Annotated in this window: 10 protein-coding genes; 6 read left to right on the top strand and 4 right to left on the bottom strand. The window is 67.1% G+C overall.

Features of this window, described 5'->3' with window-relative positions:
* Nucleotides 1-176: 176 nt before the first annotated feature.
* Entirely contained in the window at nucleotides 177-1,802 is a 1,626-nt protein-coding gene (locus tag AKJ09_RS12520) for a hypothetical protein (protein WP_146647423.1), read from the top strand.
* Between the two features lie 9 nt (nucleotides 1,803-1,811).
* Here AKJ09_RS12520 and AKJ09_RS12515 read toward each other — a convergent pair whose 3' ends face one another.
* From AKJ09_RS12515 to AKJ09_RS12505, 3 genes are all read right to left on the bottom strand, one after another.
* Nucleotides 1,812-2,156, bottom strand: coding sequence for a hypothetical protein (locus AKJ09_RS12515; protein ID WP_146647422.1), 345 nt, complete (start codon nucleotides 2,154-2,156; stop codon nucleotides 1,812-1,814).
* 180 nt (nucleotides 2,157-2,336) lie between these two features.
* Nucleotides 2,337-2,594, bottom strand: coding sequence for a peptidoglycan-binding domain-containing protein (locus AKJ09_RS12510; protein WP_146647421.1), 258 nt, complete (start codon nucleotides 2,592-2,594; stop codon nucleotides 2,337-2,339).
* Nucleotides 2,595-2,623: 29 nt separating this feature from the next.
* Entirely contained in the window at nucleotides 2,624-3,127 is a 504-nt protein-coding gene (locus AKJ09_RS12505; RefSeq protein ID WP_146647420.1) for a hypothetical protein, read from the bottom strand.
* A gap of 336 nt (nucleotides 3,128-3,463) precedes the next feature.
* Here AKJ09_RS12505 and AKJ09_RS12500 point away from each other — a divergent pair, with 336 nt between their 5' ends.
* Complete coding sequence (locus AKJ09_RS12500) at nucleotides 3,464-4,354, top strand: Spy/CpxP family protein refolding chaperone (RefSeq protein WP_146647419.1); 891 nt, start codon at nucleotides 3,464-3,466, stop codon at nucleotides 4,352-4,354.
* A gap of 53 nt (nucleotides 4,355-4,407) precedes the next feature.
* The gene (locus AKJ09_RS12495) at nucleotides 4,408-5,184 is read left to right on the top strand and encodes a heme exporter protein CcmB (RefSeq protein ID WP_146647418.1); all 777 of its coding nucleotides are present in this window, start codon (nucleotides 4,408-4,410) and stop codon (nucleotides 5,182-5,184) included.
* Between the two features lie 11 nt (nucleotides 5,185-5,195).
* On the opposite strand, the gene AKJ09_RS12490 is transcribed toward AKJ09_RS12495, so the two are convergent.
* On the bottom strand, nucleotides 5,196-6,512 hold the full coding sequence (locus AKJ09_RS12490; protein WP_146647417.1) for a 2Fe-2S iron-sulfur cluster-binding protein: 1,317 nt from the start codon (nucleotides 6,510-6,512) through the stop codon (nucleotides 5,196-5,198).
* A 185-nt stretch (nucleotides 6,513-6,697) separates the two neighbouring features.
* Between AKJ09_RS12490 and nadD the strand changes: the two genes are divergently transcribed.
* From nadD to AKJ09_RS12475, 3 genes are all read left to right on the top strand, one after another.
* Nucleotides 6,698-7,267, top strand: coding sequence for a nicotinate (nicotinamide) nucleotide adenylyltransferase (gene nadD, locus AKJ09_RS12485; RefSeq protein WP_146647416.1), 570 nt, complete (start codon nucleotides 6,698-6,700; stop codon nucleotides 7,265-7,267).
* A gap of 32 nt (nucleotides 7,268-7,299) precedes the next feature.
* The gene (locus tag AKJ09_RS12480; RefSeq protein ID WP_146647415.1) at nucleotides 7,300-8,184 is read left to right on the top strand and encodes a Rossmann-like and DUF2520 domain-containing protein; all 885 of its coding nucleotides are present in this window, start codon (nucleotides 7,300-7,302) and stop codon (nucleotides 8,182-8,184) included.
* A 272-nt stretch (nucleotides 8,185-8,456) separates the two neighbouring features.
* On the top strand, nucleotides 8,457-12,101 hold the full coding sequence (locus tag AKJ09_RS12475) for a sigma 54-interacting transcriptional regulator (RefSeq protein WP_169927481.1): 3,645 nt from the start codon (nucleotides 8,457-8,459) through the stop codon (nucleotides 12,099-12,101).
* Nucleotides 12,102-12,141: the final 40 nt, after the last annotated feature.

Below are 12,141 nucleotides of genomic sequence, written 5' to 3'. Positions count from 1 at the left end.
GCACCGCGCCGCTGAGCAGCAACACGAAGGCTGCTGCCACCGTGCTGCCGAGAGCAACTCCCTGGAGTCTGCCTTCGCGCAGCTTCGTTGCTCCTCCTGAGCCGAGCGAGCGCTCAACGACGGGGCGCGGCTCAGCGGGTGACGCAGTCGCGCTTCTGAGTTACCTCAGGCGCGGTATGACGAAGCCCCGCCAGGCGCCAGCCGAGGATGCCCTGCAAGCTCCCGCCGGGGCGCTCGAGGAAAGCCGCGAGCCGAGCTCGACGAAGTCGACGAGTGGAGGGGTCGAGCGCGTCGGCTCCTATTCGTTGGCAGCGACGACGTTGGCCCTGAGCATCGGTATGCTCGTGCAGCGTTTCAGCCAGTTGTGGCCGTGGGTCGTCGACGATAGCTACATCACGCTTCGCTACGCCCGCCATCTGGCAAACGGCGAGGGCCTTCGCTGGAATCCGAACGAGACGCCGGTCGAAGGCTTCACTTCGTTTTTCTGGGTCGTTCTCACGGCCGTCCCGCACGCGCTCGGCACGGACGCTGTGGCATTTGCCAAAGTGGTCTCCCTGCTGCTCGTCGGCGCGAGCGCCGCGTTCTCGGCATCACTCTCGTGGCAATGGCTCCCCGCGAATACGGCTTTGCGATTTGCGGCGAGCGTAGCCGCTGCGGTCCTCGTCTGCGCCAGTCCGATGACGGCGATTCATTCGGCTTCCGGCATGGAGACCGCGCTGTTCACGGCGCTCGTGGTGGGGTTCGCCAACCTGGCGACCCTCTTCACGAACGCGCCGTCTCGAACGCTCGCGTGGGCACTGTCATCCCTCTGTCTCCTCCTCGGTCTCGCTCGCCCCGAGGGGAACGTGCTTGCCCTGGTGGTCGTCGCCTCGGCGCTGCTCGGCTCGGGTGCCTCGGCCGCCACGCCAGAAACGAGGAGGGCCATGCTCACGTGGCCTCTGCTCGTGGGCTACATCCTCCCGGGAACGGTCTATTTCATCGCGCGCTGGCGCTTCTTCGGTCTTCCGCTGCCGCTTCCCTTTTTCATCAAGGCCGCCGCTGGTTGGGAGGGCATCGACGAGGTCGTCGGCTTCTACCGGCAGGGCGTGGGCTGGCTGGGGATTCTTGCGCTCGTTGGCTTCATCTCCTTTCGGCGAAGCTGGCCTTTGGCCCTGGCGCTCGTCATCCATTCACTTTTCTATCTGAAGCCGGCCCACCTGATGGGGTTCTCCCATCGTTATCTTTTTCCGTATTTCCCACTCGTGGCGGCCGCCGCGGTGCTCGGCGTGGCTCGCCTGCTGCGGTCGCATCCGCGGGCCGCGGCGTATGCCGTGTTGGGGGCGGCAGTGATGGCCAGTTGCGCGTGGCTTTCGGACGCGCAATCGGACATCGCCAGCCAGTTGGCGTACGCGCGCGGGCTCGACCACGCCCACGTTCGACTTGGTCATGACTTGAAGGGGCTCGCCTCACAGGCGGGGGCGCCTCTTCGGCTGGTCATTTCCGACGCTGGCGCGGTGCCTTATTTCTCCGATTGGCTCACGCTCGACAGCTTCGGGCTCAACGATCTCGAGATTGCTCGTACCGGCAAGCGTGAGGTCGACTACATCTACCGCGACAATCCCGATGCGGTGGTGGTTCTGTCCCACGAGCGTGAGCGTTTCGTGCCACGCCTCTCGTGGGAAGAGCCTATTGGCCGGGCGGCGATGGCGCGAGGCTACGGCGTCGGCGGCATCTACGAGTTCGGTGCGCCCGAGGAGCCACCCTTTGGTGGCTATTACTTGTGGGTGCTGACGCGCCCCGGGTTGCCCGCGCTCACCAAGTGACGCGGACCGTCAGCCGGCGCTGAACGTGCGGCCGATCATCAAATCGGGTGAGCCTGCCGACACGCGAGGGCGGTGGATCCGACGCGGGTGATGGGGCGCTGGACTCGCTTCGACGACGTGCTCCGGCTGACGATACGGCGTCGCGTGCGGATGTGCGCGCTCGACGCCGTCAAGGACGCCATCGAGCACCGTCATCGCCTCGTCCTTCTTCAACTTTATGCGTCGCTGCCCGGAGGCCATCGAAAGAACGAGAACGCCGTCTTCGACGTTCGCATCGTCGATCGTCGCGAACGGGACGCGCTCGTCGTCGAGCAGGATTCCGTTTTCTTCGAAGGTGATTCGCGTTCGAAACATGTCGTGACGGTAGCAGTGCAAGCGACATGTGCAACGTCGAGGGACGACGATCTTCTCGTGCACGTCTGCTCAATCGAGGAGGAGCGTGTATCGCGCAACCATTGCACCAATGATTGCGCGCACTCGCGACGGAAACGCTGGCTGCTCCGTGCGCGAGCAGCCAGCGGTACGCGACGCGATTCAGCTCGCGGCTTCGTCCTGCGAGCGGCGATCGAGTTCTTCGACGAGCGACTGGCGCGTCTGGGGGCCGACGATGCCGTCGATCTTGATCGAGGCCGATGCCTGGAACTCGCGCACGGCCTTCTGCGTGTTCGGGCCGTCCTTGCCGTCGATCTTGCCCGGGTCGAATCCGAGCTCGGAGAGCGCCTTCTGGACGTGCTCGAAGTCTTCGAGGTTCAAGTAGCCGAACTTGTCGGAGTTGTGTTCGTACGCGGACATTCGTTCCTCCCGTTCAATCTGCCGAATGGCTACTTGGTGGCGATGGTCTGCTCGAGCGACTCGACGGCCTTGCCATAGGCGGCGACGTCTTCGTCGGCCTTTGCCTTCGCGGTGTCCCACGCGGCGCCCGTTGCGCTCTGCACGTTCTTGATGCTCTCGCTCGCCGTCGCGCGGCGCTTGTCGAGCTCGGCGACCGCCGCATCCGCGTTCTTCTTCGCGTTGCCGGTGGCCTTGCCTGCCTTCTCCTTGAGGTAGGTGCTCTTGCGATCGTTCGCGTCGAACTGGCTCTGGAGCTTCTTCTGCTCCGCCGCATGCTTGGCGTTGAGCGCCTCTTCCTCGGCCTTCTTCGCGTCGGTGGCCTTCTGCTCGGCCTCCTTGGCCGCTTGCGCCTGCGCCTCGGCAGCCTTCTTCGCCTCCTCTTCCTTGGCCTTGTTGCTGCAGCCGAGCGACGACAGGGAAGCGCTCGCGAGCGCGGATGCGACGACCAGCGTGGAGAGCGCGCGTGCGACGTGACGGAGCTTCGTTGAGGTCATGCGAAGGCGATAACATCGGGCCGTTAGCCGCGTGATCGAAATTCGACAGACGTTCGAATTGCGCCTTGCAAGCTGCGACATTGCTCGTCGGGCGGCGTCAGGACCGACCCGCGCGCTCCGGCGCATGCCTGGTTCGTTCACACTTCTTCACGCAATCTTCACGAAACCCTGGATTTTCCGGGTTTTCGTCGCGCTCCGGTCGATCGACCAGGCCGCCCAAGAGCTGCGAAAAGTGCCCTTGTTTCGGTGTGTTCGGTCTTGTTTACGCTTCTTTACGGGCGCGGATGCACACGAACGGACTGGTCCAGCGTCAAACTGGGCGTGGAGGTCGTTCGAATGAAGCTCGGAACCGTTGCTCTCTCCCTCTCTCTTGCGCTCGGTGTCGCTGGCTCGCTCGCCTTGGGAGGTTGCAGCGGTCAGGTGGAACAGACGGCGCCCCAGACCAGCGCGAGCGCTCTGTCGAAGGCTCCGGTCGGCGCCAACACGCACGGCTTCGTGAAGGACGTGGGTGATGCGCTCGGCGAAGTCTCGCTTCGCCCCGACCAGCGCGCGGAGCTCGAGAAGATCGCGCAGGACGCGGAAGCTCGTCATGTCGCCATCGCGAGCGACCGCAAGGATCTGAGGAAGGCCGTCGCCGATCAGGTCGAGAAGGGGAGCATCGATCGCACGGCGCTCCAGCCGAACCTCGACAAGATCTCGGCGGACATGGACAAGACGCAGCCGCAGGACCCGGCCGCGCTCGTGCGCATCCACGACTTGCTCGACGCCGACCAGCGCAACGCGTTCGCCGACGCGATGGAGCAGAAGTTCAAGGGCAAGCACGGTGATCACAAGGGCATGCATGGCGGCGGCTTCGCGCGCATGAAGCAGCTTGCCGACGACCTCAAGCTCACCGAAGAGCAGCGCACCCAGATCAAGGACGTGCTCAAGAGCGCCCACGCCGAGCACGAGAAGTCCGGCGCCGGCAAGGGGTTCCGCTTCCGCGAGGGCCACGACGGACACGAGCGCGCGAAGGCGGCGTTCGAGGCATTCCGCTCCGAGAAGCTCGATGCGAACTCGCTTCCGAGCGGCGAACACATGAAAGCAGTCGGCAAGGACATGTCGGGGCGCATGCTCGGGACCATCGAGAAGATCCTCCCGATCCTCACCCCCGAGCAGCGCAAGCTCGCGGCCGACAAGATCCGTCAGATGGCGGACTCGGGCGAAATGGGCCCGCTCGGCCACTGACCGGTCACTGAGAGCGCCCGACGTCGGGACGTCCGTGTAGCATCGGGCCGCTCATGGGTTCCGATGCAGTAAGACGGCGTCCCCGTCCTGGACCGATCAACGTCGCCTGGGAGATCTTCCGCAAAGATCTGCGCATCGAAATGCGCACGGGCGAGATCGTCGCGACGGCTGGGGTCTTCTCCGTGATGATCGGGTTCCTCGCGAGCATGGCGTTCCACGTCAACGATGCGACGAACCCGAGCACGGCGGCCGGCACGATCTGGATCACCGTCTTTTTCGCGGCCGTTCTCTCCTTCGGTCGCGTCTGGCAACGCGAACGCGACGAGTCCGCGCTGACCGGGCTGCTCGTGGCGCCCGTGCCGCGTGCATCGATCTTCCTCGGCAAGGCGCTCGCGACCTTCGCGATGATCGTGGTCATCGAGGTGCCGCTCGTCGCCCTCTGCATGTTCCTCTTCCACATCGACTTCTCGAACACGGTGCCGCGCGGCGGCCTGTCGCCTGCCGAGGAGCTCGTTCGAGCGAGCGAGACGGCGAGCCTCCACGGCTCGGCGTTTCTCGGCATGCTCGTGCTCGGCACGCTGTCGTTGTCGCTCGTCGGAACGCTCTTCGGGGCGATGACCGTGCGAACACGCGCCCGCGACCTCGTGCTCGCGATCGTGCTCTTTCCGCTGTTGTCGCCCGTGTTGATCTGCGGCGTCGTCGGAACGCGCAAAGCGTTCGAGGCGCAACCGTTCGAGTCCTATTCCGGCTTCGTCGGCTTGATGGGCGCCTCGGCCGTCATCACGCTGCTTCTCGGTCTCGGCCTCTTCGGCGCGCTCGTCGACGACTGATCGCGCGAGCGTCAGCCGCCGGCGATGTGCTCGGCCGTGCGCTTCGCGTCGGCGTGGATGGCGCTCACCTCGAAGGGAACGCCCACCAGCTCACCGACCGCCCACACGCCTTCGGCGATGCGGCCTCGGTCGGTCTGGACGACGAAGCCGCGGGGCTCGTGCTTCACCGTGGCTCCCGCCTGTGCGGCGAGCTCGTAGGCAGGAGAACGTGCTGCGTCGACGAGAACGGCGTCGGTGATGAACTCGCGATCGCCGTTTGGCGTGCGCACGAGGACGTCCTTCACGCGATTCTGACCGCGTGCACGCAGCGGCTCGCCGCGCACCACTTCGACCGAGACGTCGCTGCCGAGCTCGATCGTGGCGCGCTCGAAGGCGGCCGCGTAGGCCTCACCGAACGTTCCGCCACCTTCCGCGATCACCACAACCGGGTTTTTCCCGGCGAGGATCCCGCGCGAGAGGAGAAAGCCCGCGGCGCGCGCACTCATGATGCCGGGCATGTCGTTGCCCTCGAACGCGAGAACGCCGTCGTGCCCGCCGCATGCGAAGACGACGTCGCGTGCGCGCACGAGCTCGGCACCTTCGTCACCGACGACGAGCAGGTCACGGCTGTAGATGGCGCCGGCGACGGTGCGCGTGCGGAGTGTGACGCTACCGCGGGCCACGGCGTCGTCGAACGAATGCCTCAGCGCGGCGAAGGCGTTCTTGGCGGTGCCAGCGAGGGCCTCGAGGCCGCCGCCGTGCACGATCTGATCGTCGAGAACCTCGACGCGGCGGCCGGCGCGCACGAGCTCGACGGCGATGGCCATGCCGGAGGGGCCCGAGCCGACCACGACGGCATCGACCTCGCGACGCTGCGCCTTGCGCGGAGCGAGCGCTTCGGCCGGGAGCTTTCCGAGGCCGGCGACGCGTCGCGCGAACATCTGCATCACGTTCTGGACGCCGGGGATGCCCGCGAAGATCTCGTGGTGGTTCATTCCATCGGGGAAGAACCAGTCGGTCATGCGGAGGAAGTCGGCCTCGCGCGGTCCAAGGCGGTTCTGCGTGACGACCGCCATGCCCTCTTCCGCGGGGACCATGCAGGTCATCATGTTCGGATCGTCGTTCACGCGGGCGAGGCAGCCGTCGCACGCGGCGCGGAAGCACGACGGTCCGCGCGGGCGGTGGAACTTCGGACTGCGCGCCAGCGTGAGCTTGTCGGCCGCGACCAGCGCCGCCGCGACGGGTTCGCCGCGTTCGGCGAGCACGGGCTCACCATCGAGTGTGATGGTGATCGGGTTCTTCGGCGCCGTGAGTCGATAGGGGCTCTTGCGATCGGTCGGGTCAGGCATGGCGTGCGGGCGCGCGGATACTACCCTTTACTTTCCACGAGGGCCTCGGGAGACTGTCGAGAGGGTATGCGTTTCGTTCTTCTCGGCACGGTAGCGTTCGACCGCGCTCGTTCTGGACGGGCCGGATCACGTCCTCGCGCTGCGGCCGAGCTCCTCGTGCTCAAGCTCGAGCGGAGTTCGAGGCGATGACCACGAACGGCGCGATCACGGCGATCTTCGGTGGGAGCTTCAATCCTCCTCATCTCGCGCACGTCCTCGCGATGTCCGTCGTGCTGTCGCGCTTCGAGGTCGAGCGGATTCTGGTCGTGCCGACGTTCCAGCACCCGTTCGCGAAGTCGCTCGCCCCCTACGAGGACCGGGTTCGCATGTGCGAGCTCGCGATGGGCTTCTTGCCGCGGGTCGAGGTCTCGCGCGTCGAGGAGGAGCTCGGAGGCGAGAGCCGTACGCTCCGGACCCTCGAGCATCTTCGGTCCCAGCACCCTTCGTGGAATATGCGCTTCGTGATGGGGGCCGACCTCATGATGGAGTCGTCGAAGTGGTACGGCTTCGACCGCATCGCGAAGCTCGCTCCACCGATCGTCCTCGGGCGGGTGGGCGTCACGTACGACGGCGCGCCGCCCGCGGTTCTCCCTCAGATTTCGAGCACCGAAGTGCGAGCCATGATCGCGGCCGGCAAGTGGGACGACCTCGAGCCGCTCGTTCCGCGCGAGGTCCTGGCGTACGCGCGTGACAAGAAGCTCTACGCGAGCGCTTGACGCCCGGCCGGACTCGACGCGATCTCGCCCGCATGAAGGTGTTCGTTCTCGGGGCCGGCAAGGTCGGAAGGGCTCTCGCACAGGGGCTACGCGAGAAGAAGGTCGACGTCACCCTGCGCCCGGCGCGCAAAGGTCTGCCCAAGGCTCGCATCGATGCCGACGTCCTCGTTCTCGCCGTCCGCGATCGCGAGCTCGGGCCACTCGCCGAGAAGCTCGCCGCGTCGGGGCTCGTCTCTCGCAAGACCGTCGTCCTGCACAACGCCGGAGCGCTTCCGGCCGACGCTCTCGCGCCGCTTCGACCCGTCACGGCGGGCGTTGCCCAGATGCACCCGATGATCTCGTTCGCCTCGCGCACGTTCTTTCCGACCCTCACGCGCGGTCAGGTGCACGCCAAGGGCGATCCCAAGGCCGAGAAGGCCGCCCGCTCCCTCGCGAAGCTTCTGGGGATGACGCCGCGCACCTTCGCGAAGCTCGACACCATCGGCTACCACGCTGCCGCGGGTCTCGTGGCCAACGGCGCGGCGGCTCTCGCGGCGATCGGAGAGGAGCTCCTCGTCGTTGCCGGCGTGCCGCGTGAGGAAGCACCGAAGATGCTGGGGCCGCTTCTGCGGAGCGTTGCCGAGAACGTCGAGAAGCTCGGATTCCCCGACGCGCTGACCGGTCCGGTCCGACGCGGCGATGCGGGCGCGATCGAGCGGCAGATCGGACTGCTTCGCGAGCGTCTTCCCGAGGCGCTTCCCCTGTTCATCGCCAGCGCGTGGGCGCAACTCCCCCTTGCGCGCACCTTGGCTGACGCACCGGCCTCGAACTTCGACGCCATGGAGACGGTGCTGACCAGAGCAGGCTCGGCCGTAGCTCCGACGACCAAGCGTCGGCCGGCGCACGGGCGTGCGCAGTCACGACGATCGGCCCGTTGATTGACTAACGAGGCAGGGGCGGATCCGACACGAAAATGTGAAATTTCGGCATTTCTCGTTGGTTCAGCTCTTGCAACTACGAAATGCCGTCGCGGCGCGTGGAAGGTCGAGACGCGGGCGACTCCCTCGGCATCATGAGGGAAGGCTGGACGGATCGTCAGTCTCTCGGAATCGTCAACCGTTCTCAGCCCTTCGGGGGTGACAACGGAGAGACGCCTGGGAGGCCGTCGCCGTCCTTGAACAGGGGCATTCTTCCGCTAGGGTTCGACGGCTTGGCTCTCTCCGCACCCCTCTCCCTGGTTTCGGCTCCCGTCTCTGGCTCTGGCGGCGCGGACACGTCGCGCGGCGTTGCGCGAGGGTTCGTCGATCTCGACGAACGGATCGTGGCGCCTTCGCCCGGGGTCTTGATCGTTCGCGCGCCTCTCGAGGCGCACGGCTCGATCATCGCTCACGTCTGTCGCCGTCTCCGGACGAGCGGCATGACCCCGGTGGAGGTCTCCGCCGAAGGGCGCATCGGCGTTCCGCTCACGCGTGAGATCGCCAGTCAGCTCGGGATGGGCGTCGTGCCGACGGACCCGCCGTCGTGCGCGTCGGCGATCGTCGATGCCGCCGTCACGCGTCGCGCCGCGATCGTGACGAGCGCCGCGGTCTCCCCGTGGGACCGCGCGGTCCTCGCCGAGATGGCTCGCGTCGGCGGCCGTTCGCTCACCATCGTCGTTCTCACGACGCTCACGATGGAAGAGACTTCGCTCGAGGGCACCGTCTTCGAGATGAGCGGCAGCCTCGAGCCCTCCGACAAATCGCGCTGGCTCGGCGCCATCGCCGACGAGGCGCTCGTCGACCTTCCCGCGGCCGACATCGCTTCGCTCGAGGCGTGGTGGGCATCCGCTCGTCGCGCGTCGCTCGCTCCGCCGCCGTCGCCCCGCGATCTTGGAGTCGAGGCTCGCGAGCTTCTCGCGGCGCTCGTCTCGGCCGGTCGTTCGATTCCCGTCGCCACCCTCCAGGAGCTCGTCGCTCCTGCGTCGATCGGCCCGGTCGTCGACGAGCTCGTCCGCGAAGGCGCGGTCGTTCATGCGGGCGGCTTCGTGACCGTCCTTCCCGCGTTCGCGAAGGCGCTCGAGGCGGACGTCACCGACGCTGCTCGTCTCGCCGCTGCGAAGATGCTTGGCGGCAGTGGATTCGAGTCGGATCCTTGGGCGTTCGCGCGCGCCGCCGAGCTCCACGTCGCGATGGGCCGTGTGGACGACGCCGACGCACTCATCGGCAAGGCCATCGCCGCGACCGATGGCTCGGAGGCTGCTCGCGAGCTCACCGCCCGCTGGTTCACCGCGGTGACGCGCATGACCGATGCGGGAGGTCTCGCTCTTCGTGTCCGCACGGCGGAGCGACTCCTCGCGATGGGCGAAGCGTCCGACGCGCAGCGCTGGTGCGAGAGCGCTGCGGCGCTTCGTCCGGGAGACCCGGAAGTCAGCTTGCTCATGGGCCGCGCGCTCATGCAGCTCGGCGACGTCGTGGCATCGCGCGTCGCGCTCGGCAAGGCGCTCGCGTCGGCCGACAGCGACGAGCTTCGCGCGCGCATCTCTGCCGATCTCGCCGAGGTGAGCTACCTCGCCGGCGATCGCGCGCTCGCCAAGGAATACGCTCGCTCCTGCATCAACCTCGCGGCGACGTCCACCACGCGTCTCGCGGGACGCAATGCGCTCGGCAAGGTGCACCTCGCCGAAGCTCGCTGGGACGAAGCCGACGAGCACTTCGCCGAAGACGCACTCACGGCGTCGGCGGCCGGAGAGGTCATCGCCGAGCTGCGTGCCCGCCTGAACCGCGCCATCGCCCTCATGTCGAAGGGCATGCTCGAAGACTCGCGCACCGCGCTCGAACGCGTTCTCGAGGACGGCACGCGCATCCACCAGCACCGCGCCTGCGCCCATGCGCACTCGAACCTCGCGGTCATCGCGTACCGCCGTCACGACTACGCCGCGGCGCTCGCCCACTGGGAGGCGACCACCCGCTATCCGCAAGCCCTGCGCGGTCGCATCGCCTCGGCGCGTACCTTGGCGAACCTCGCCGAGCTGCGCCTGCGATTGGGCCTCGTCGAGCACGCCGACCACGCGGTGGCCTTCGGTCGTCGCATCCTCGGTGGACGAGCGGCCGCTGTAGCCGCCTCGCACCTCGCGGTCGTGGCTGCCGGAATCGCCGTTTCGCGCGGCAATACGGCCCTCGCGCGTCGCGAGGTCGATGCCGCGATCGTGGACGCCGAAGCCGCCAACGATCTCGGCGACCGACTTCCCGAAGCGTTCCTCGCGTCCGTTCGCGTGGCCCTCGAAGACGGCGATCTCCAGCTCGCGGCCGACACGCTCGCGAAGGCCGAAGCGCGGGTGACGAACCTGCGTGGTCGCGCCGAGGTGGCGATTCTCCGGTCGCTCTACCGCCGCGCGCTCGGTCAAGAGTCGCTCGAGTCGGCGGAAGCCGCGCTCGCGCTCGCGCGTACGTCCGGTGAGGAAGACCTCCTCTTCGAGATCCACGTGCTCCTCGCCAACATCCATCGCGACGCGGGTGATCTGCACGGAGCGCTCGCGCACTGTTCGCGCGCCACTGTGGTGCGCGACCAAGTGGCGTCCGGCCTGTCTTCCGAGGTCCGCGCCGCGTTCCTCGCGAAGGGCGAGCTGGTCGCGCTCTCACGGCTCCAGGCTTCGCTCGCGAACCACGAATCGGGCACGCTCGAAGAGGAAGCGCCTCGTTCGTTCGCCGCCTCGATGCCGGCCTCGCTTCGGCCCGAGCCGAGTTCGCGCGAGATCATTGGCGACGATCCCCAGATGCGTGCGCTCAACGTCGCGATCCGCAAGGTCGCGCGTTCGAACAGCACGGTCCTCATCCGCGGCGAGAGCGGCACGGGCAAGGAGCTCGTGGCCGACGCGCTGCACCGCGCGAGCGATCGCGCGACCGGCCCGCTCGTCAGCGTCAACTGCGCGGCCCTCGTCGAAACCCTCCTCCTCTCCGAGCTCTTCGGACACGAGAAGGGCGCGTTCACCGGCGCGAGCGCGCGTCGTCGCGGCCGCTTCGAGATGGCCGAGGGCGGAACGCTCTTCCTCGACGAGATCGGCGACATCTCGGCCCGCACCCAGGTGGCGCTCCTTCGCGTGCTCCAGGAGCGCACGTTCGAGCGCGTCGGCGGAACGCAGGCCATTCGCGCCAACGTGCGCGTCGTTTGCGCAACCCATCGCGACCTGAAGGCGATGGTCGAGCGCGGCGAGTTCCGCGAAGACCTCTATTACCGACTCCGTGGCATCACGCTCGAAGTGCCGGCGCTGCGCGCACGTCTTGGCGACCTGCCGAAAATCGCCGAGCACTTGCTCCACCGCATCGGTGTAGAGCGCAACGAGGAGCCGAAATCCCTCACACATGATGCAGTGGAGTTGCTTTGTCGCCATCGATGGCCAGGTAACATTCGCGAGCTCGAGAACGTCCTCCGGGCGGTCTCGCTGTTCGCCGAAGGGCGGGTCATCGGAGTGTCGGACTTGATCGACAACGTGGAAGATCTTCGGGTGCTCGCGCAGGCCGGTCCGGTCTCGCAGGGCGTGCCGATGTCCGTTCGCGCCAACTTGCTCCCGGCGCCCACCGCCACGCTCTCCACGCTATCGGGCAACGAGTTCTTCGGAGACGACGACTCGGACGACTCGGGCGCCTTGCCCGAATCGGAGTCCGGGGCCACCGCCGTGGCGTACGCACAGGTACGGCAAGGTGCGGTCTCTCTCTCCGACATGAAGCGTCAGATCGAGCGCGACTGCATTGCGCGCGCGCTCGCAGAGACCAAGGGAAACATCACGAGGGCAGCGTCGCTTTTGGGAATGAAACGCCCGCGCCTGTCTCAACTCGTGAAACAATACGGACTGTCGGCGTCCTCGGAGGGAAGCCAATGAACGGGTTGCGTTCAATTCATCGGATCGCGTTGCTTGCAGC

Source organism: Labilithrix luteola (genome assembly GCF_001263205.1).
Taxonomy (GTDB): domain Bacteria; phylum Myxococcota_A; class Polyangia; order Polyangiales; family Polyangiaceae; genus Labilithrix; species Labilithrix luteola.
The sequence above is the reverse complement of the archived record's forward strand: the minus strand, read 5'-3'. Positions and strand labels throughout refer to the sequence as shown.

Bases quoted from the DNA above. Each gene is read 5' to 3' on its own strand.
- AKJ09_RS12520 (WP_146647423.1), top strand. From the start codon at position 177: ATGACGAAGCCCCGCCAGGCGCCAGCCGAGGATGCCCTGCAAGCTCCC.
- AKJ09_RS12515 (WP_146647422.1), bottom strand. From the start codon at position 2,156: ATGTTTCGAACGCGAATCACCTTCGAAGAAAACGGAATCCTGCTCGAC.
- AKJ09_RS12510 (WP_146647421.1), bottom strand. From the start codon at position 2,594: ATGTCCGCGTACGAACACAACTCCGACAAGTTCGGCTACTTGAACCTC.
- AKJ09_RS12505 (WP_146647420.1), bottom strand. From the start codon at position 3,127: ATGACCTCAACGAAGCTCCGTCACGTCGCACGCGCGCTCTCCACGCTG.
- AKJ09_RS12500 (WP_146647419.1), top strand. From the start codon at position 3,464: ATGAAGCTCGGAACCGTTGCTCTCTCCCTCTCTCTTGCGCTCGGTGTC.
- AKJ09_RS12495 (WP_146647418.1), top strand. From the start codon at position 4,408: ATGGGTTCCGATGCAGTAAGACGGCGTCCCCGTCCTGGACCGATCAAC.
- AKJ09_RS12490 (WP_146647417.1), bottom strand. From the start codon at position 6,512: ATGCCTGACCCGACCGATCGCAAGAGCCCCTATCGACTCACGGCGCCG.
- nadD (WP_146647416.1), top strand. From the start codon at position 6,698: ATGACCACGAACGGCGCGATCACGGCGATCTTCGGTGGGAGCTTCAAT.
- AKJ09_RS12480 (WP_146647415.1), top strand. From the start codon at position 7,300: ATGAAGGTGTTCGTTCTCGGGGCCGGCAAGGTCGGAAGGGCTCTCGCA.